General features: G+C 67.6%; 14 protein-coding genes. 4 read left to right on the plus strand and 10 right to left on the minus strand.

Annotation, left to right across the window (positions count from 1 at the left end; translation table 11 throughout):
• Positions 1-165: 165 nt before the first annotated feature.
• Together ABZ318_RS19945 and ABZ318_RS19950 are read left to right on the plus strand one after the other, a co-directional pair.
• A complete protein-coding gene (locus ABZ318_RS19945; protein ID WP_356903791.1) occupies positions 166-705 on the plus strand; it encodes a winged helix-turn-helix domain-containing protein in 540 nt (179 codons plus the stop codon).
• The gene (locus ABZ318_RS19950; protein ID WP_356903824.1) at positions 702-1,229 is read left to right on the plus strand and encodes a transposase; all 528 of its coding nucleotides are present in this window, start codon (positions 702-704) and stop codon (positions 1,227-1,229) included. Before ABZ318_RS19945 ends, ABZ318_RS19950 begins: the two co-directional genes overlap by 4 nt.
• A 22-nt stretch (positions 1,230-1,251) precedes the next feature.
• On the opposite strand, the gene ABZ318_RS19955 is transcribed toward ABZ318_RS19950, so the two are convergent.
• Complete coding sequence (locus ABZ318_RS19955; RefSeq protein WP_356903792.1) at positions 1,252-1,665, minus strand: hypothetical protein; 414 nt, start codon at positions 1,663-1,665, stop codon at positions 1,252-1,254.
• A gap of 360 nt (positions 1,666-2,025) precedes the next feature.
• Between ABZ318_RS19955 and ABZ318_RS19960 the strand changes: the two genes are divergently transcribed.
• Positions 2,026-2,697 (plus strand): excalibur calcium-binding domain-containing protein, encoded by a 672-nt coding sequence (locus ABZ318_RS19960; protein WP_356903793.1) that lies wholly within the window; start codon positions 2,026-2,028, stop codon positions 2,695-2,697.
• Between the two features lie 142 nt (positions 2,698-2,839).
• Here the strand turns inward: ABZ318_RS19960 and ABZ318_RS19965 are convergent, their stop codons facing one another.
• The 9 genes from ABZ318_RS19965 to ABZ318_RS20005 all read right to left on the minus strand — a co-directional run bounded on the left by ABZ318_RS19965 (position 2,840) and on the right by ABZ318_RS20005 (position 18,603).
• Positions 2,840-3,274 (minus strand): transposase, encoded by a 435-nt coding sequence (locus ABZ318_RS19965; RefSeq protein WP_356903794.1) that lies wholly within the window; start codon positions 3,272-3,274, stop codon positions 2,840-2,842.
• A gap of 416 nt (positions 3,275-3,690) precedes the next feature.
• On the minus strand, positions 3,691-4,992 hold the full coding sequence (locus tag ABZ318_RS19970) for a TIGR02679 family protein (RefSeq protein ID WP_356903795.1): 1,302 nt from the start codon (positions 4,990-4,992) through the stop codon (positions 3,691-3,693).
• Positions 4,992-9,185: a TIGR02680 family protein gene (locus ABZ318_RS19975; RefSeq protein WP_356903796.1), complete on the minus strand. Its 4,194-nt coding sequence runs from the start codon at positions 9,183-9,185 to the stop codon at positions 4,992-4,994. The genes ABZ318_RS19970 and ABZ318_RS19975 overlap by 1 nt, the downstream gene beginning before the upstream one ends.
• A complete protein-coding gene (locus tag ABZ318_RS19980) occupies positions 9,182-10,471 on the minus strand; it encodes a TIGR02678 family protein (protein WP_356903797.1) in 1,290 nt (429 codons plus the stop codon). The genes ABZ318_RS19975 and ABZ318_RS19980 overlap by 4 nt, the downstream gene beginning before the upstream one ends.
• Positions 10,468-12,075, minus strand: a complete 1,608-nt coding sequence (locus ABZ318_RS19985) for a DUF2397 domain-containing protein (RefSeq protein WP_356903798.1) — start codon at positions 12,073-12,075, stop codon at positions 10,468-10,470. The genes ABZ318_RS19980 and ABZ318_RS19985 overlap by 4 nt, the downstream gene beginning before the upstream one ends.
• Positions 12,076-12,213: 138 nt before the next feature.
• Positions 12,214-12,753, minus strand: a complete 540-nt coding sequence (locus ABZ318_RS19990) for a hypothetical protein (RefSeq protein WP_356903799.1) — start codon at positions 12,751-12,753, stop codon at positions 12,214-12,216.
• A complete protein-coding gene (locus ABZ318_RS19995; RefSeq protein WP_356903800.1) occupies positions 12,750-13,922 on the minus strand; it encodes an XRE family transcriptional regulator in 1,173 nt (390 codons plus the stop codon). Before ABZ318_RS19995 ends, ABZ318_RS19990 begins: the two co-directional genes overlap by 4 nt.
• A gap of 218 nt (positions 13,923-14,140) precedes the next feature.
• Positions 14,141-17,323: an SMC family ATPase gene (locus ABZ318_RS20000; protein WP_356903801.1), complete on the minus strand. Its 3,183-nt coding sequence runs from the start codon at positions 17,321-17,323 to the stop codon at positions 14,141-14,143.
• Entirely contained in the window at positions 17,320-18,603 is a 1,284-nt protein-coding gene (locus tag ABZ318_RS20005; RefSeq protein WP_356903802.1) for an exonuclease SbcCD subunit D, read from the minus strand. The genes ABZ318_RS20000 and ABZ318_RS20005 overlap by 4 nt, the downstream gene beginning before the upstream one ends.
• 134 nt (positions 18,604-18,737) lie before the next feature.
• On the opposite strand from ABZ318_RS20005, the gene ABZ318_RS20010 reads away from it, so the two are divergent.
• Positions 18,738-19,598, plus strand: coding sequence for a hypothetical protein (locus ABZ318_RS20010; RefSeq protein ID WP_356903803.1), 861 nt, complete (start codon positions 18,738-18,740; stop codon positions 19,596-19,598).
• Positions 19,599-19,612: the final 14 nt, after the last annotated feature.

A 19,612-nucleotide genomic window follows, 5' to 3' on the forward strand; every position in this document is an offset into this window, starting at 1 on the left:
ACACCTCCCTCAACGGCGCGGGAGCCCTGTGCGTTGCGGTCCTTATCCTGACTCGGCCTGGGTCACTCGATCAGTGGCCAATCTGAAAGAGCTCACTGAACTTGATTGGGTGATGTCGGGGATGTCTGCCTGACGCCGGCCTGCCGGCTGCGTAGCTGTGGGGCTGTGAGGTACACGCAGGGCGGCGGGCTGACCGACGCCGAGAGGGCCGCGCAGGAGCGGATCCGGCTACAGGCCGTGGAACGCTTCGAGGGCGCGGAGACGAACCGGGAAATCGCTGCCGCGCTGCGGGTGAGCGAGCGGTCGGTGGAGCGGTGGCGCCGGGCTTGGCGCGAGCGAGGCGAGGCCGGGATCCTGTCGAAGGGATCGCCCGGACGTCTCAGGCTCAGCTTCGTTCAGATCGCGAGACTGGAGCGGGAGTTGGGGCGTGGACCACTGGTCCACGGCTGGGCCGATCAGCGGTGGACGCTGGCGCGAGTCAAGACGCTGATCGGTCGACTGTTCCACGTTTCCTACACGGTGGAAGGTACGTGGCGGCTGCTGAAGCGGCACGACTGGTCGTGGCAGCAGCCCACCCGCCGGGCGATCGAGCACGACGATGGGGCGGTTGACCTGTGGAAGAAGGAGGTCTGGCCACGGGTAAGAGCTGTGCGGCGGCATGTAACGGCTGGATCCTCTTCGAGGATGAGGCCGGCCAGTCGATGACGCCGCCGCGCTCCAGAACCTGGGGACGGATCGGCCAGACCCCGGTCGTCCGGGTTCGCGGCCGGGGCTCCGGACGGGTGTCGACGGCGGGTATGACCTGCTACAAGCCGGGCGAGCGGTCCCGGCTGATCTACGCCATCCGCGAGTACCGAGGGCGCAAGGGCGAGCCGAAGGCCTTCGGCTGGCGAAACCTTCGCGACCTCTTGGTACGTGCCCGCATCCAGCTCGGCGGACCGATCGTGCTGGTCTGGGACAACGTCCGCCTCCACCTGACCGCCGGGATGTGGGAGTTCATCGCCGCGAACGCCGCCTGGCTCACCGTGTTCCAGCTGCCCACCTACGCGCCGGACCTGAACCCGCAGGAGGGCATCTGGTCGCTGGTCAAACGCGACATCGGCAACCTCGCCGCAGCTGACCTGGGCCAGATCACCAAGGCCGTGAAGCGCCGGCTCAAGCAGATCCAGTACCGCGCGGACCTCGTCGATGGCTGCCTTGCGGGCACCGGCCTCATCACGGACGGCTGAGCGGCGCTGCGCTGCAGAATCGTCAGTCGCCGTAGTACCGGTCGTAGGAGGCGGAGCGCTCCTCCACTGAGAAGCCCTCGAATTCACCGTCCGCCTCGAGCTTGCGCAGTCGATCCAGCGCCGCCGCGGCAGAAGGTGCACGGTTGGCCAAGAGATGAGCCTTCGTCGCGTCGAGCCCGTGCCCAAGCAGGAATTCGATATCGATCGAGCACGCTGCGTCGAAGCTGGCTTGCTTCGCACTCCAGATCAGGAGCACGTCGTCGAGGTCGCCGCTGTTGAACAGCTGGAAGCAGCAGAGCCTCATCAGCTCGGTGTCGCCCTCGCCCTGGACGTGTCGCTCACGCGCCGTGTGCTCTCTGAGGAGTGCACGGATCTCGTCGAGGTCCGCGCCGACGGGGCGAAGCCCGTAGCGGCGCCAGCTTTCCTCGACAGCCATCGCTGGTCTCCTTGATCGTCCGGCCCGGCCCGTGGCCATCGGCCCCACCCATCGCCGTTCGGTCGGACGCGGGCCCCTCTGCCGGTCACAGTATGCACACCGAGGGCCAGCTCATATAGGTCGGCGGTCACCGGTGCCGGTGACCGATGGTCCACGCCACCCGACATCACCCAATCAAGTTGAGTAGCAGCTCGAATCCTGCCACGGTTCCAGGGGCGACGACAGCTTCCTCGGATAGACGCGCCTGGACGTTAAGGAGCAGGTCAGAGGCTGGGGTAGCCCGCTGCCGGAACGTGTTCGCGATGTACGATTTCGCGACAATCGCAGGGGTGGACTTCGTGCAGAGTGGGGGATCGAGGCATGGCCAAGAACACCGGGGACGGTTGCGTAGAAGCCGTCCAGGGCTGCGTCGTGTTCGTGCTCATCGGCATCGTCGTCTTCGCGGGTTGCAGCATGGACGGCGACTCGGAGTCGACGAACTCGGACAGTCCGGCGAGCGCGACCACGCAGTCGGCCAAGCCGAACTGGATACTTCAAGACGAGGACGTGAGTGGCCACAACGACACGTTGTGGATCGACATGTATAAGTCTGTGGAGTACGACCTCTTGGAGGGCGTCTCCGCCCAGGACATCAACAGCGAGAGCTTTTCTCTGGACGATCTCGATGACGACGAAGGTCTCACGGCGGCGGACGTAGAGGCGAAGCTCCTCTCGAAGCCGAAGTATGGAACCGCCAAATTCGACAAGGACGGCCACACGGTCACCTACACGCCGCGGTCGGACTTCAGGGGCACGGACGAGATCCGGTACTCGCTGAAGTTGAAGGGGAAGCCTTGGGTCGCTGAGGCTACGTACTCGATCACGGTTGAGCTGAGCCCCGGCGGCAGATACTACGAGCAGCAGAGTCAGGAGCCGTTCGAGAACTGCGCCGCGGCACGGGCTGCTGGCGCCGCGCCGGTACGCAGGGGAGAGCCCGGCTACAGCTCCCATCTTGACCGTGATAGTGATGGGATCGGCTGCGAATGGGGCTGATACCCCCGTTCCCAGCATTTCGCGGGGCACGCCTTCCAAGGTGATTCCCTGCACTCGCTCAAAGCGAAATCGTAGGGCGTCTTCCCAAGTGCCGCCCTACCGGGCGGCCCTCGTCGCTGGAGTCTTCCTACTGATCTTTTCGTTAGTTCAGTGGGGTTGGTGCGTGGATAGTGAGGCCGGTGTGGGCGAGGAAGGACCAGGGCAGTTGAGGGTTTTCGTTGATCCGGTGAATGCCCTGCTCGGCGACGTCGACAAGATGGTCGTCGGTGAGGTTGGCGAAATCGCGTTTCTTCAGTGAGGACCACAGCAGTTCCACTGGGTTGAGCTCAGGCGCGTAAGCGGGTAATCGCTCCAGGGTCAGCCGGTTTTGCTCGGCCGCCCAGGCCCGCATCGCCCGGCTCCAATGGGCGGACAGCCCGTACCAGATCAGCACCACCCGCTTCCCGCAGTAGAACGTCTTAAGCTGTTCAAGCATCTCGATAAGTGCGGCGATGTCGTAGTTGCCAGGCTTGAGATGGAAACGCAATCGTGGCCCCCGCTCGGGAGCAACGGCGTGGTAACCGAGCGCCGCGGCCATCGAGGCGCGTTTCCAGTTCAACCGATTCCGCAGGAGCGGGGGCGACCGCGGGACGCGTGGGTGCGGCGGACCTGCGGCAGCAGCGACACTCCTGATTTGTCGAGGAAGACGATCCAGGCGCGTGTGTTCACCGCCCCTTTTTGATCCGCGCCACTCATGCGCGATCCAGCGGGTGATCTCCGACTCGTTTCTTTCCACCGCACGCCGTTCCGGACGCTGCAGACTCCATCCCAGCCGACCGGTCAGCAACCACCACAGCGATCATCTTCGTCGAGCCGGGGGCCGGTGCACGCTGTACGTTTGACCGCCGGCCTGGGTTCACCGCCTCTACTGCTTTCCCACCCTCACCGGCCTCTGTTCAACGTTCATCTGACCCGGGTCATCGAACGGGAACCTTATGTGAATGTGACGCACGCCTACTCTCGCCGGAGGTCTGCCAGCAGCAGCGGGAGTTGGGATTCTTCGTGGATCGCGATGCCTTGCCTTTGCATGACTTGCTGGAGGTCGGCATCCCAAACTGCTCTGGTGGGGGTTCCCGTCAGGATTGTCACGTTCTCCGGCGACAACGTGCCGCAGGCCTGCAGGTAGTCGTCGCTGCTCATCCGCCAAGGACGGGCGCCGGCCTCGACCACCCGGTTCGTGATGGATACGCCTGCCCAGTCGAAGTCGCCGTGATAGGCGATGTCGGCTCCGCCGGCGCTAAGCCGCTGAAGAAGGGCGACCCCGGCAACCGAGGGATTCCCGCTGACACACACCAGCGGGAACGGCACGTTGTAGCGAGCCGCGGCCTGAAGAACCTGTGGGTTCTCGCACGCGTAGACGGTCGTCCCAGCCGCCGTCAGGGGCAGGTCGGACACGAACCGCAACTCCTGCAAGGTGAGATGCGTGACCAAGGACAGCGCACTGCGGGACCGCATCATCACGGACCACGGATGAGTGCCTGGCGGCTCCAGCTTCCAGACCAGGACCGTGCCGGAGACACTGTCGACGCTGACGCCCGCCCGTTCCCACAAAAATCGCCGGTTCGCGCTTGACTGGGCGTGTGGCTCGGAAAACGCCGATGCAACCGCGCGCAGGACCAGCGCACCGGTGAGCCGGCCCTCATCGAGCCCATGAGCGTCACCCGTGGCGCGTGCGGCGAGTTCAGCCAGCTCCCAGGGTCTTCCACTGAAGAAGTCTCCAGAGGCCGGCCCGAGGTTCTGCCGTAAGACAGACAAGGTCCTGACGCAACCCGCCATGGCGCGGGCAGCGGCCTCAGCGCCGACCCGCGTCAGAACTCCCGCGCTGCGAATGCCCTGCAGCCAAAGAGCAACCCACGGCTCGTCCGCCAACCCCTCCTTGCTGAGCTGCTCATCGACCTTCTGCCACATCGCAGTCCACTGCGCGCTGTGCGCCGCGCTGGCCGCCGCACGGTCGTGAAGTGGACGACCAGTGAGGTCAGCAACAGCGCTGACAAGTCCGCATGTGGCCGATGAGGACCGCAAGGCGGTCTCAAGGGCCGCCAGGCTTACCCTGCGCAGCCCCGGTTCCACAGGTCGACCCAGGATGCCTTGTAGCCGCTCCGCGCCTTCCCAGTCGAGTAATACCTGGACGGTACCTGCGGGAGAGAGCCGGTTGCCTTCGAGCCGCTTACGCGCGGCTGCCCAGAGCACCTCCAGGCTCGGATGACTCAGATAGGCGCGAGTGGCATCCGGCAGCAAGAACTGCGGGGAGGACATCACGCAGCCCGCAAGTGCCGGGTGCGGCCATCCCAGTGCACGTGCGTAGTGATCGCAGCCGTGCCTTCTGCACGTCGTACCTCGTAGGCATCGATTGCCGGCACTTCAGGGTAGAACCCCCACAGTGCGTGCCCGGTCATGACGAAGTCGAGGTCCAGGCGGACCAGGAGGGCCATCAACTCGCCGACGGTGGCATGGTCGACTTTCGCGAAGGCGTCGTCGAGGAGAATGAGCCGAAGAGCCCGCCCAGCATCAGGCAAACTGCTCAGGAAGGCATCAGCGGCGGCGAACAGAGTCACATAAGACACGAACCGGGTCTCGCCCTGGGAGAGCTTGGCGCGGCGGCTGATCTTACGTTCCTGGCCTGGATTGGGACCGGTGATGATGACGTCCATGGCGTGCCAGACGCGATAGTCCAAGGCCGTGCGCAGATGGGCGGCGTACCCGGCTTCGGGCGAAGCGGCGTATTCGTCATCCACCAGGTTTTTGAGCAGGTCGATAAGTTCCTCGGACTCTCGGTCTTTGAGCATGACGACGTCGCGCTTGAGGAGTTCCAGTACCCGCTGGACCCTCTCATTCGCGCCGTCGGCCAGACGCCAGCGGATGTTCACCCCGATGCCGTGGCTGGTGGAGATGGAGGCCAGGGAAGTGTCCATGCCGGAAACCAGCTTGCGGGCTTCCCCGATGCGACTTCTCAGCTCCTGGGCCATGCCCCCGAGAACGAAGTTGTGAAAGGCGGTGCGCTCGCGCTGCGTGAGGGCATTACGGCCTCGGTCACGGCGCTCTTTGAGCGAGACGGCTGCCTGGGCGACGTGCTGGCGGCCCATGGCGTCGGCCACCTCTACGACATGAAATCCCTCGTCGACCGTGACGATGACGTCGAAGGCACCGGCGGTATTGCGTTCCAACATGGACTGGGCCCTGATCAGGGCAGTGGCGTCTGCGGTGCTCTGGGGAGCGCGCAACGAAGCCTTCACCGCCTGTACAGCGGAGACGAGGTCGCCGGGCGATGCCGTGACCGACAGCAATGCGTCGTGCGCCTCTGGACCGGATGTGAGAGCGATGGCGGTGGCCGGCTGTGACAGGCGCCCATGCAGGGCTTGTGTGCACCGAAGGAGCTCTTGCCGAGCCTGGAGGGCGTCCTCGTCGGCTTGCCGGGTGCGGGCTTCGGCAGCAGCCTTGCTGCCGTTGAGTTCATGGGCGGTCTGCTGGATGTGGCGCAGGTCCTGCTCTGCCTTCAGAAGAGCTCGCTCAGCTTCCGAGAGACGGTCATGGATCTCCTGAGGGTCAGCTCCCAGCGAGTCTCGTAGCGCCGCCACCGCGGCGGCCTCCCTGGACCATGCCCGGCAGGCTGACTCGGCCCGCCCCTCCGCTTCCTTGCGGTTAGCAGCCATCTCGTCCCCCTCGCCCACCAGATGGTGGTGGCGCTCGAAGAGCCGGCCCAGCGCCTCACTCGAGCGTTCCAGCTCCGTGCAGGTCTGCTCGGCAAAGCCCGCAGCGGACTGCACCGCCTCCAGCCCTACCGGGTCATCCGGCAGTCCCAGCGCAGCACAGACCTCACGATGGCTGTGCTGACGGGCCGACCATGCCCGCTCAGCCTCCTCGGCCTTGACTCTCATCCGCTCCGCCTCGCGCAGCAGGGCGGATGCATCCTGCCTGGCGGACGAGGCTCGCAGCCGCAGCGTCGCCAACCGGGCGGATTGCGGCGCGAGCAGAAGATGCTCCTCCAGCCGACTCAGAGAAGAGTCCAACCGTTCCTGTTTCTCGCTGCGCAGCTGAGCTGCTTGCGCGAGCTGGGCAAGGTGTTGCTCGATTTCAGCAAGGCGTGCCGCCCTCGCGGCAGCCCGCGCCGCAGCTCCGATGAAACGGGCACAGGGAAGGTGATAGCGGCCGGTCAGAGGCCCGTTTCCCCACGATCCGTCGGGCGACACCCAGGTCGGGTGCCCCGGAGAGAGGGCGATTTGATGCAGGACAGCCTCGATCTGCTGCCGCGGTACTCCGCAGTCATCTGCCACCGTCACCACACGTCGCAAAGACTCCAAGACGGCGGGCCCTTGGGCCCTGATGAGCAGCTGGCCATCCAGGGCCACCACGTCGCCATCCGCAGTGAACGAGGCGTGCAGCAGGCCCGACGCCAGCAAGGCAGCTTCCACACCGGCCTGGGTCTGCGCATCGGTTCCGGGCACGAACTCCAGGACACGCCACAGTGGCACGGCGCCGTCCACGACCTGGTTCAGCCAGGGCGGCCCCGGGGGAGCGGGGTCGTGTTCCTGCTGAAGTGCCCTCGCTTCCCGGAGCAGGTCCCTACGCAGGTCGGCGTCGGCCTCGGCCTCGGCCTGCAGGGCTGACATCTGCCGGGCGTGCCGTGTACGAGCGGGGAAGGCGGCCTGTGAAGCAGTGGCGTCGAGTCGGGCCAGTTGCTCCTCGGCCCCTCGGGCGTCGTGGGGCTCGCCCGCCCACACCTCGAGTGTTTTTAGTGCTTCGCCGACCGGTGTCGCGGCCCAGTCGACGTCTCCCAGCAGGTGCGCCGTTTCAGGGGCGCCGACCCATTCACGCCAGGCGAGAGCCAGAGCGACCGCTTCGTCGTCCCGTTCGCCTGCAGCTGTCAGCGCCCGTTCCTCTGACTGGGCAGCGGATGCGGCGCAGTCCTCCGCCCGGTCGCGCTGACGCATGACCTGCTCGTGCTCAGAGCGTAGGCGGCGGGCGTCACGGCCGCGGACCTCAGCCTGTTGGACGCGCGTCGAGGCAGCCGCCCTGGCAGCACCCGCGGCCCGCCCCGTCTCTTCCAGAGCGGCCTGCGCCTCGACAGCTACGGGTTCCACACGCAGCACCACGGGACGGGTGTGGGGCTCGGGATCGGACTCAGGCGCGGTGCGTACCGGCTCGGCCACTGCCGGCGGCTTGCCGAGCCGGACGGCGAGGCGCGAGGGGACCGGCGTGTCCAGGCCGGCTTGTTTGAGCAGGGCGGTGGCACGATGCGCGAGGTCTTGGGTTCCCTGGGCGTGGCTCTGCAGGTCCCGGGCCACCTGATTGCTTGTGCGTGCGGCTCGGTCTTCTTCACGGCGCACGAACGCGGCCGCCTCGAGGGCGCTGTTGGCGGCTGAGGCGAGGGCCTGGACGGTCTTGTCGCGCTCGCCGAGCTCGCGTGCTGCCTTGTACTGCGTGGATTCACGGATCCCGGTGGTAGTGGCCCGCAGCTCCTCACACAGGCCCTGGAGTTCCTCTGCCTGCGCCTGCTTCGCCGCGTGCTCGCCGGTCAGCCGTTCGTGCTCCGCTGCGCGTTCTGCGGCCGTGTGGTCCGCCTGCTGCGAGGCCAAGGCAGCTGTGAGGGCGCCGTCGGCTGCCTCGCACAACACGCCGGTCGTATAGCGAGCGTAGACCTTCAGGAAGTCGGCGACATGGTTGTAGGAAGTCTCGAGCCGGCCGAGTGCGGCGCGCATCTCCTCCAGGCCGTCGAGTTCCTCACCCGCGCGTGCGATGGCGGACTCGGACAGGGGCGGAAGTGCGTCGGAAAGGATCTGAGGAAGACGGCCTTCGTCGATGCGGTTGCCCACGTCGGGAGAGCGCAGTGTGTGCAGAAGCTGCAGAAGCCCGTCGAATCGTTCACGGCCCTGGTCGCCGTGCAGGCCGAACACAGCGGCTCGGACGCGGTCGCGATGGGTTTCGGGTGAGGCGGTGAGGCGGTCGGCCCCGATAGCCTCGATAAGGCCTTCCCGGGAAAGCGGAATGCGACCAGGGTCCATCAGAGTGAGGTCGTCGTCGACTCGCAACGGCGTGAGGAAGTACCACGCTTTGGCCTCCTCTGTGCTGTGGGAGTAGCGCACCAGCGCACCCACGGTGAGGTACTCGACGGACACGTCTGCCGCGGTGGTCCTGGTGAGCTCCAGCCACACGTATCCCAGGCGGTTGGGCTGTCCCTCACCGCCTGCACGCATGAGGTCTTCCAGGCGGACTTTTCCTGAGCCGGTGGCGTCCATGCGCCGCCTGTCGGCGTCCAGCACGAAGGGCAGCAGCATCTCAAGAGCCCTGGACTTGCCCGACCCGTTCGATCCGCGCAGGACGAGCCGGCCCCCTGAGAGGTCGAAACGCTGGTCGTAGTAGAACCAGACGTTGACGATCCCGGCACGGTTCATCCGCCAGCGGTCGTGCTCCGGTTCAGGCGTGCGCTGCCGGGGGAGCGGAACGGTGGTCATGGACTCTCCCCGGAAGTAGCCGCGTCGAACAGGATGTCTGTGCGCAGTGCGATATCAGCGAACGCAGAGGCCTGCCGCGAAGACGGAGGGCGGACAGCCGCCTTGCTACGCAGGGACATGCGAGGTTCGGGCCGGTAACGCGCTATGGCCGGGTGAAGCACCAGCCCATCGGGGAGCGCCTGGCCCAAAGAGACCGACTCCAAGAGAGCCACGACGTCACCTCTGAGCCGTGCCGGGTCAGTGACGTAGGCAGCCGACCATGCCTTGGCGTACCTGCTGACAAGGTGGGCGAGCTCTTCGTCCACCACATGCCATGGTGTGAGCAGGCCCTGGACGGCAGGGGTGTTGTCGGTCGGCTTGGTGCCGGAGGCGGGGCGGCCCAGGTCCGTCAGAGCATCGGCGAGGAGCAGGGCTGCCTGGCGCACCGTTCCCGGGCCGGGAAACTCCACATCGCTCAGGGTTCCCTCGACGTCGTAGGCCACAGCGCCCTCAGCCCGGACCTCGAGTGTCAGGCCGAAATGCTCCTCGAGCAGGCGTGTCAGTTCTGAGCGCTCACGCGACAGGACATCCCGCTCGTCGGCGGGCAGGTCCTCACGTCGGACCAGTGGGTTTTCCACCAGCTTGCGGCGCAGGCTGCGGCGGGGCTCGGCGAGCTCGCTGGGCGCCTGGGCGATCACGTCCCGCAGGGAGGTCATGCCGCGCAGGGAGCGGGGGAGGACGTGAGCGAGCAGAGGGCGGTGAATGGTCAGCAGAGCTTCCTCCTTCCTTTCGCTCCAGGCCATGAGCGAGCCGTCTGTCTCGGTCAGCACGCCCCAGTCGATGAGGAGGCCGATGGCCTGTACCAGGCGCCGGTTTTCAGCAGGCGTGTCCTGCAGATCGACACGGGCGGTGGCCGCATCGGCGCGGATCTGCTCGATCAGCGAGGAGATCAAGAGTTGCTCTCCCGTACCAGGCGCAAGCAGAGCGGCGCAGGCGAGGGTGAACAGGGCGTACGTCTGTGGCGTGAAGACCGGGCTCTCACCCCGCCGGACGTGGCGCTGCGGACTGTCACTGCTCGGCGGTGCTTTGACGAGCCGGGCGAAGGAATGCTCGACGATGAGGGGATAGCCCAGGATCTGCGCGAACATGGACCGCAGGACGGTGGAGTGGCGCCGTACGAGTGCCAATTCGGCAGGCTGCCGGTGCGCTGTCAGGATTGGCTGCGCGAGCAGAGTCCGGGCGGCGAGTTGTCGCTCTGTGGCCTCATGCTGTGCGGTGGTGCCTCGGGATGCCAAGGGAGCGCTCACTGGCTGCTCCCGTCCGGGGAGGAAACGGCGTCGTGGCGTCGGGGTACGCCGGACAGTGTGCCGTCGGCGGCCGGTTCCTCGGCGGGAAGAGGAGGGCTGGCCGACTTGGCTGCTGAAGCATGCAGGACGAGCCCGGTGAAGGTGGTGTCGCCGTCGTGGGCCAGGATGCGGGTTGCCTCGGCGGCCGAGGGAGCGGCGTGCACGGTAACGTCGAGGTCTGCCCCGGTGATGCTGACGGGTTCTGACAGAGAGGGATGCTGGACCAGCGCCTGGGAGACGAGGTCGAGCAGGAGGTCCCGGGCTGCGGGCGTCAGAGTCCTGCCGTTCAGTTGCCCCGCGGCGGCCAGCTCGGCCGCCGCAGCCTGCCGTTCGGCCTGCTCGGCCTCGAACTGGGCGGTCAGGCGTTCGCGGTCCAGTCCTGGATCAGGGATGCGTGCCGTGCGTCCCCGGGCCGCACGGTCGCCCCGTTCTCTGAGGGAGACGGGGACATCGACAGGATCGGTGTCCCACCAGGAGTGGGCCGGTGTTGCCCGAGGGTCCGCCTCGTCCGGGCCCAGCCCCACATGCCGTGCCGGGTAGGTGCCGTAGGCGGCCGCGAATCCCCGGTGTGCTTCTTCCGCGCTTGCCTGGGTGAACAGAGCGGCTAGGTGCAGCAGGTCCGCCCGGCGCGTGCCGGTGGTCCCGGCCGACGCCAGCAGGCGCCGGGCGTTGGTGATCAGCTGGTTGAGAGCCGCTTCCGCGGCAGAGCGCAGATGTGAGGGACCGGAGGGGCCCTCCGACCCGCTGTACCAGGCGAGCAGTTCGGTCCAGTCCTTGCACTGACGGCCAGGCAACCGCTGAACCTGGGCAGGGTCTGCGGAGGTGAGGCCGGGCAGGTTGTCCAGGACGGCAAGGACGCTGCCGACGATCGGTTCGAGCTGCTCGAGCCGGTCCAGGACGGCGGGAGCGTGCCGGCTGACGTCTGTGTCGATCAGATCGACGTACTCCAGAAGGAGTCCCTTGAACGACGCGTACTCGTCGTCGACGAGGTCGTAGCGGGAGAGGACGGACGACAGGTAGGTGTAGAAGTCGCGAACGCTCTCGACGAAAATCTTCTGATTGTTGAAGAGAGTGGTGACATCAGCGGCCAGGGCCTCGGCATCAGCGGTGTGCGGCGTGCGTGCCTGGAGGAGGATGCGGTCCAGCAGCGTCACCATGCTGCCCAGCAGTTCGCGGGCGACCTCCCGCGCGCCGTCGCTCGTCTGCAGGATTTCGTCGATCTGGCGCTGGACCGCGCTGCCCAGCCTGGTGGTCTGGAACCGCCGTCTGGCGTGCTGGAACGCCGCCACGGTGGGCACGCGGGGGTCACGCATGGACGGCATCAGGTTCTTCCAGCCGACCAGCTTGATGCAGCGGTCCTCCGCCTGTTCCAGGGACAGACGGATACCGCGTTCGGCCAGCCGGGTTCTGACGTCCTCGGCGGACAGGTCGGCCAGCAGTGTCTCGGTGAACAGCCGCATGATGGCCAGGTACTCGGTCGAGTGCTCGGCCGTGACGTGCCGGTAGAGCAGCTGACGTTCGTCCGGCTCAGGATCCGGCGCGTGAGCGTCGAGACCTTCCTCCATTGCGACGACTCCCCTTCGCCGTGACCGGGGCGCGGTAGGCGCCCTGCCGGTCAGCCTAGGAACATGGCATGTGTGACCTGCCGGGATGACTGATAGTCGCCGAAAGCTGACTGCTTCCGACCGTGTCCGTGTCTGGCCTCATCTGAGGTGCTGGGCGGTGGGCGGCACGTCGAGAGACCGGCCCTGGCTTCGCATCTGCTGCAGAAGGGCGAACGCCTGCAGCGGTGAGATGTCGCCCCTGCTGCATCCGTGCGCCATGACGTCCTTGGTCCGCCACGTGGTGATGCCCTGACGCTCGGCGAAGTCGCAGGCGGCCCGGTCGTCGCTGAGCCAGATCGATTCCTTGAAGTCCTGCCAGTTGCGGATCACATGAAGCGTCTGGGCTTCGCCAAGGTGTTGCAGGGGGCGGGCGGCGGTGCCACCGAAGGCAGCACGCCGTACTCGTTCCACCTGGTCGGCTTCTTCCTCCATGTCGATGACGAGTGGTTCGCCCAGCCAGCCTTCCAGGAGCACATCGGCGAGCCGCGGGTGAGCAGCAAGGGCGGAGGAGCGGGCCTCGTACGCGACGGCCTCGGTCCATCTTCCGTGCCCGTCCAGGACGGTTCTGAGCAGGTCGAGGCGGTCGATGGAGGCGAAGTTGCACAGCACGGTGTTGTCGGGAAAGCACCATCGGGTCAAGGATGGAAGGCCAGTTCTGGTGAGCTTGTCGCGACGGGCGGAGGGACGGGGGCTTCCTCGGGGCCGGCTTGGGGGTGGAAGAGATCCAGGAGTCGTTCGGGGCGCAGGCCTGTCACCGCGGCCACGGGCCGGATGCTGATGTCGCCCTTGGCGTAAGCGGCGATGGCCAGTTTCGCCAGACTCGACGAGTACCAGCCGTCGCCGGCCTGCTGGGCGTGCTGCATGTGGCCTTCGGCATCGCCGCAGTGATCTGCAGCGATGCGTGTGGTGGCGCTGGACCACTGGCGGCGCTGTTCGTCGGTAATGATGCCCAGGGTTCTCAGCCGGGTCGCCATGGCGCTGGGGGAGACCTGGAAGTTCCAGGCCAGGGACAGGAACGCCGAGCGGTCGGTGACGGCTGCGTCGCCTGAACGGGCCATGAGCTCCTTGCTCGGCATGAGCAGCTCGGCGGCGAACGCGTTGGCCCGGATCTCGGCTTGACCCCGGTCGAGGCTGGGAGCGATGTGCTCGGCGAGGGGTTTGTCGGCGGCGTCGCCGGCGAGGATATGGCCGAGCTCGTGGGCGAGTGTGAAGCGCTGGCGCGTCCACACATCTGTGCGGCCGACGAGGATGAGCCGGAATGTTCCGCTGTCCCACGCCAGACCGTCGAGCCCGTCGGGCAGCGTGGTGGCGGCCGCGACCAGTCCGAATCTCTGCTCCCACAGTTCGGCGAGTGCCCGCACGGGCATGCCGCACGGGCTTGTGCCGATCACCGCCTGTGCTGCTTCGGCGAGGCGGGTGCCCTGCTCCAGGAGACTGCCGCTCTGCGGGGGCTTGGGCAGCGAGGGCCGGGAGACGGTGTAGCCGGCGGTTGCGAGTGCGTCGATCATCTCGGCGTAGCGGAGGGCTTCCTCCCTGCCGTCTTCGCACGACGCGCTGGTGGAGGACTTGGTCCGCGCCGCCATGGAGGACAGTCCTTCGTGCGGCACGGTTCCGTTAAGCAGCCAGTCGACAGTAGTGTGCCCCAGCTCGGCGATCAGCGCGAGTTCCAGGGACGTGAAGCGGCGGGTGCCGTTGAGTGATTTGGACAGTTTGTCGGCGGACATGCCGAGGCGTCGCGCGAACTCACCCTGATTCTCGCCGACGCTTTCGAGTACTCGGCGCACTCGCGCATTCAACGATTCAGTCACTACACCACCGTAATCAGGGGTTGCGAAAATCGCAACGAATTGATCGCGGCTGCACAACCTTGATCTGGCCTGGTCACAGGGCTTCCCTCCGGTATACGCACCTGCATCGTGCACGGTGTGTAACGAGCGCGCCAGCCCTGCGTGACGCCTCCGGCGGCGAGAGACGAGGCGAGCACCTCTGCCTCGGGAGATGGACCTGCCGTGGTGGACGGTTGGTGTCATGTCAGATCCGCCAGGTTGTGGAGGTCCTCGCGGATGAGAGTGTCGCGTTCCGCGGCGCTCAGCCAGTGGGCCCTCGAGCCGCGGTGGTCCTTTTCGACCCACAGCACGTCGTTCACGGTCTCGGCGACCGGGCGCAGATGGCTGATGACGGCCAGCAGTTTGTCGGCTCCGACATGGGTGCGCAGGACCTGCAGGGCACCGTCGAGACGGGCGGCGTCCAGGGTGCCGAAGCCCTCGTCGAGGAAGAGGCTCTCCAGACGGGTGCCGCTGCGGCCGTGCATCTCCATCAGCGCGAGGGACAGAGCGAGGGAGGCCTGGAAGGTCTCTCCGCCGGAGAGGGTGCGCGAGCTGCGGCGGGCGTGGCTGGAGAGGTTGACAATGTCGAAGTCGGCGGCGAAGCCCAGCCGTCCGCCGGAGAGCTGTTGCAGCAGTTCGCTGCCGTGGGCGAGCAGAGCACGGGTGCGCAGGTCGGTGAGATGGCCGAGGAATTTCCCGTCCGTCAGGTGCGCGCTCACCGCTTGCCAGGCGGCCAGCTGGCGCTCCCCGGCGCTGATGGCTGCCCGCAGCCGGTCCTTGTGCGGAATCTGTGACAGGGCCCGCTCCTCCTCCTGCAGGGCACGCGCGGCCTCATTGCGCAGGGTGCCGGCGTGGCTGCTCAGGCTGTCCAGGAGGGTGGGCTCCAGCGGATCTGTTTCGGCGTTCATCTGCAGTACGGCGCTGCCGGGGTAGGCGGCGGCCAGCACTTCGGCGTGCGCGTGCAGCTGCGTGGTCAGCTCTGCCATGGCTGCGCGTGCTGCGGTGCCGTGCTCGTCCAGGGCGGCGAGCAGGAGGGTGCTGGCGCTCTCCAGGCCGGCAGCGTAGTCCTCCATGGCCGCGGGGTCGTCCGTCCCGGGCGGCAAGGGCAGCACGGGGCGTCGGGCCTCCTCAACCAGCGCGGCCGCGTTGAGAGCGCTGTCCGCCCATCGCTGCAGCTGAGCCCCCAGCTCGTGCAGAGGCCGGGCCACCTCCCGCTGCAGGCGTTCGACCAGTTCGCCCCGCTCGATCTTCAGCGAGTGCACGAGACCGCTCAGTTGCTCCTGCCGCTGGGCGAGCTCGTGCTGATGGTTCTGCTCGTGCCGAACGGCCCGGGCAGCGGCTTCCAGGTGGTCGGGGTGAGGGAGGGCAGGCTGCTGGGGCAGGTGTCCTCGTGCGAGCTCGGGCAGTGCAGACAGGCTCGCCAGCAGGCTGCGCTGCTCGTCTTGAAGCCGCTCGGTGGTCCGGGATGCCTGCGTGCGTCGCTTCATCGCGACGAGCGAGGCCGCCTGCAGAGAAGCGCGCGCCACCTCTGCCGCCGTTTCCTCCTGAGTCAGCTTTTTCCTACCGGAGGCGACTGCCTCCTGCAGTTGCGCGAGGCGGTCGCGGGCGTCGCGGAGGAGTTCGTCGACGAGGGCCTCCTGCTCGGCAACGGCCGGTGGCGGAGATGCGGCCATGTGGGCCAGGGCGGCCGCGGCGGCGCTTTCCAACTCTTTCGCGTAGACGTCGGGGCAGGCGTGGGCGCTGCGAACGGCGAATTCCCGGGCCCGCTGCCGTACGAGGGGCGTCTGGTCCTCCAGCAGGCGCGTGGCTTCCTGCATTTGGCGGTGATGTCCGTCCTGGGCTGCCTGAAGCTGCTCGACCTCGTGCGCGTGCAGGGTGTGCTCGCGTTCGGCACGGGCCAGTGAGGCCAGGGCCTTGTCCGCCGTGTCCTTGGCGAGAGCAAGGGCCTCGGCGTTGTGCGGCTGCGGCGGCTGGTAGTCGTCGGGCAGGGTCCTGATGCACACGGGGCAGCCGTCGCCGGCGGCCAGGCCGTCGCCCGCCGTGTGTGCCGCTTCCTGGCGCCGGATGCCGTCCAGCGTGTCCTGCGCGTGCTGCGTGGCGGCCCGGGCCGCGTGCAGGTCGCTGGCGGGAGGCGCCTGTAGCAGGGCGGCCAGTTTGCCGTGCGTGAGAGCCTGGGCGGCACGCTGCTGGGCGAGTGTGCTCGCTGCTTCACCGGCGCGCCGGACGGAGGCTGTCAGTGCCTGCAGTGCGTCGGCTGCATCGGCGGCTTCTTCCTCGGCGCCCTGCAGCTGCCCACGCGTCTCCTCGATGCTCTGCCCGGCCTCCTCCAGTTCGCCGGCACGTGTGGCCAGGTCTTCCTCTTCCCTCTCGAGCTCGGCCAGAAGCTGGGCATGCGCTGTTTCCCCGTCGGTGAGGGTGCTGATGCGGCCGGGCACGTCCTTGAGGACCTGAGAAGCCGCAGCCAGAGCATCGGGCGCCAGACCTGCCATGGCTGCAGCTGCCCGCTCGGCGGTGACAGCCTCGAGATCGGCTTGGGCGGTGCTTTCGGCATCGTTGTTGACCCGCTGCAGCTGCTGGAGCTCGCCCTGGGCCTGCCGGACAGCGGCGGTGATGCTGCCGGAGTCCGTGATGCGGCGCTCGATGAGCGCCTTGGCGGCATCCGCGCTTCGGCGCGCATGCTGCTGGGCCTGTTCCGTCGAGGTCTGCAGCCGGCGCAGCTCGGTCAGCCGGCCACTGAGGTCCGCAGCGCCGGCGTGAGCCGCGTCGTGGCGTTCCCGTGCGGCTTCTGCTTCCGCGCGAGGATCGTCGTGAAGCCGGGCGTCGTCATGCCTGGCCTGGCTGATGAGGTCCTTGAGACGGCCGGCCGACTCGGTGGCGAGCTGACGGACGCGCTGCAGCTCGTCGACACCGAAGAGGGACTTCAGGATGCGGGTGCGGTCGGCGTCGCCGGCGTTGAGCAGGTCTCCGAAGCGGCCCTGCGGGACCAGGACGGAGGACTTGAAGGTGACGTAATCGATCCCAATGAGATTCCTGATCGCATCATCCACGGGGCGCACTCCATCGGTGTGCTTGCCGTCCGGACCTGTCAGACGTGCTTGCGTGGGACGGGATTCGTGAAAGACGCGGTACACCGTCCAGCGCTGGCTCTCCACCGAGAACTCCAACTCGACCATCATGGCCGGGCAGTGGTCGGAGCGGAGCTGGGCCACGCGGTCAGTCCAGGAGCATCTGCCGTACAGGGCGGCGGTGATGGCCTCGAGGATGCTGGTCTTGCCCGCGCCGGTGTCGCCGAGGATGCCGATGAGCGTCTTGCCGGTGAAGTCGATCGTGCAGGTGTCCGGGTAGCTGCGGACTCCCGAGAAGGTCAGGCGGACGATCTTCATGATGCCGTCTCCGTTCGGCCGCGAGCGGCGTTGGTCCAGGGGGTGGCGATGGCCTCGGCGAGCAGCTGCTCGGCGGGGGAGGAGGGCGGCGTTGCATCAGGTGCGTTCAGCAGGTCGGCGAAAGCGGCTACCACCTCGTCGGCGTTCTGTCCGGGAGTGTCGGCCTCCGCGAGGTAGGCACTGAAGGCCGCGGTGATGTCGAGCTGGCTGTCATCGGCGGCGTCGATGCCGGTCAGGGCGTTGGCCCGGGTGGCCGCGCAGTCTTCCTCGACGTCCACGACGATGGCATGCGGCACCAGCTCGGTGACCCTGTCTCCGAGCCGGGCGATGGGTTCGTCGCTGCGGATGACCGCCTTGAGGTAGGCGCCGCTGTACTGGGCCGCATCGGCGCCCAGTTCCTCCAAGGTGCCGTGGAACCGGGCCAGACGCCGTCCCGAGTGCAGCGTGTGCGGGGTGATCAGAGTGCGTCGGCCCGGTCCTGCCTCGACGACGGTGACGCTCTTGGTCTCCTCGCTCTCGCCGAAGTCTATCTGCAAAGGGCTTCCGGCATAGCGGGCCGGCCGCCCGGTGCCGACGGGCTGAGGTTTGTGGACGTGCCCCAGGGCGCAGTAGGCGACCTGCGGCAGGGCGTCGGCGTCGGTGGCGTAGGGCTCGCGCACCTCCCACATCCGCTCGCTCTGGGAGGGAATGGCGCTGGTCACGTACTGGTGGGCGGTGAACAGCAGCACGTCCCGTTCGGGGTCGTAGCCGTCGTGCAGCCGGGCCAGGAGACCCTCCTGCAGCTCGCGCAGGCCGGTCGCGTAGGCGCCCGCGGTGGTACCGAATCCGGGGAAGAGGTGCAGGTAGCGGTTGGGGTGCACGTACGGCAGGGCGGCCAGGCGGATGCGCTGACATCCGTCACGGCTGTCGAAGTCGAGCACAGTGCCGGGATCTGTGTCGCCGCGGCTGTGGACGAAACGCAGGCGGTGCTGGTCGGTGTCCGGCCGCAGAGTGCATACGTAGTTGAGCAGGTCGAACAGCTCGGGGGAGTCGTGGTTGCCGCCCAGGACGACGGTGGGCGCGATGCGGGCGAAGGCGTTCAGGCAGCGCAGGGCGCGCAGGACGTCCTTGTGGGCGGGCCGGTAGGAGTCGAACAGGTCGCCGCTGTGCACGATGAGATCCGGCTGCGCCGCCTCGGCGATAGCGGTGATCTCGGCCAGGACGGCGTCGAACTCCTCGTCGCGGGAGCGGCGTTGCAGGGTTCGGCCCAGATGCCAGTCGGATGTGTGCAGGGCTTTCATGAACGGCTCTCCTCAGCGCAGATAGGACTGCCCGACGCCCCCTGCAGCAGAGGCAGTTGGCGAAGTGCCGACGACTCTACAACAGCAATTACAGGAGAAAACTGGAAAACACTGGAATGCGGTAGGGTGCTGCCATGCACGAGCATCTGGACGCACTCGAACAACGCATGCAACAGCTGCAGCAGGCCATGCGGCGCGCCCAACTGGCCCGTGACAACGGCCAGGTCAAACAGCTCCGCGACGACCTACGCCGCGCCCAGCGCGCCTGGGACGCCCTGTTCGAACAGGCCGAGGACACCGAAGAGACAGCCGCTCGCGAAGAAACATCACGCGGCACCCCCGCGCACAGCACACCGGCGGAGCCGGCAACCCCGCTGCCCGCCCGCGAACAGGTCCACCAGGTCCTGACCCTCCTCGCGGTGCCCGCCGCTCCCAAACTGATCAGCACCGTCCATGAAGCCTTCTTCGCCGGCGCTTTGGCCCCCTCACGGCTGACCAGCCTGCGCCGCGACGAGGAACGCTCCTACCGCTCCGCCCCCGGCGCCCGCCCCTACTACCTGTGCCCAGCCCTCACCTCGGACCTGCTCTCACCCGCCCGCGGCCTGCTCACCGTCAGCACCTGGCCCCTGGAGCAGCGCATCGTCGGCCCCCTCAGCGCACGCGTCCACTTCCTCACCAGCGCCCTGAACATCGCCGACGCCGCCGAACGCCTTGACACCGACACCCTGCCGCTGGCCGCCCGCCAACTCCTCACCCGCTACGCCCAGAACATCCCCGGCGCCCAGCCCCCCATGCAGCAACGCACCACCGTCGGCCCGCCCATCGACCTGCCGCTGCTGCGCCGCGCCGCCCAGGACGAACTCACCCTGCACACCGACACCGACACCACGACCCGCACCGAGGCGGCCCAACGCGCCCGACGCCAACTCGACGACGCAGGACTGCTGTTCGGCGGCTCCTTCCAGTCCGCCCGCCGGCTGCGTTCCGTTCCCTGACCGCCTTTGACCCG

It is taken from the genome of Streptomyces sp. NPDC006197 (genome assembly GCF_040613865.1).
Classification (GTDB): domain Bacteria; phylum Actinomycetota; class Actinomycetes; order Streptomycetales; family Streptomycetaceae; genus Streptomyces.

Excerpts from the sequence above, each read along its gene's own strand:
- ABZ318_RS19950 (WP_356903824.1), top strand. The coding sequence starts at position 702 with ATGACGCCGCCGCGCTCCAGAACCTGGGGACGGATCGGCCAGACCCCG.
- ABZ318_RS19955 (WP_356903792.1), bottom strand. The coding sequence starts at position 1,665 with ATGGCTGTCGAGGAAAGCTGGCGCCGCTACGGGCTTCGCCCCGTCGGC.
- ABZ318_RS19960 (WP_356903793.1), top strand. The coding sequence starts at position 2,026 with ATGGCCAAGAACACCGGGGACGGTTGCGTAGAAGCCGTCCAGGGCTGC.
- ABZ318_RS19965 (WP_356903794.1), bottom strand. The coding sequence starts at position 3,274 with ATGGCCGCGGCGCTCGGTTACCACGCCGTTGCTCCCGAGCGGGGGCCA.
- ABZ318_RS19970 (WP_356903795.1), bottom strand. The coding sequence starts at position 4,992 with ATGTCCTCCCCGCAGTTCTTGCTGCCGGATGCCACTCGCGCCTATCTG.
- ABZ318_RS19975 (WP_356903796.1), bottom strand. The coding sequence starts at position 9,185 with ATGACCACCGTTCCGCTCCCCCGGCAGCGCACGCCTGAACCGGAGCAC.
- ABZ318_RS19985 (WP_356903798.1), bottom strand. The coding sequence starts at position 12,075 with ATGGAGGAAGGTCTCGACGCTCACGCGCCGGATCCTGAGCCGGACGAA.
- ABZ318_RS20000 (WP_356903801.1), bottom strand. The coding sequence starts at position 17,323 with ATGAAGATCGTCCGCCTGACCTTCTCGGGAGTCCGCAGCTACCCGGAC.
- ABZ318_RS20005 (WP_356903802.1), bottom strand. The coding sequence starts at position 18,603 with ATGAAAGCCCTGCACACATCCGACTGGCATCTGGGCCGAACCCTGCAA.
- ABZ318_RS20010 (WP_356903803.1), top strand. The coding sequence starts at position 18,738 with ATGCACGAGCATCTGGACGCACTCGAACAACGCATGCAACAGCTGCAG.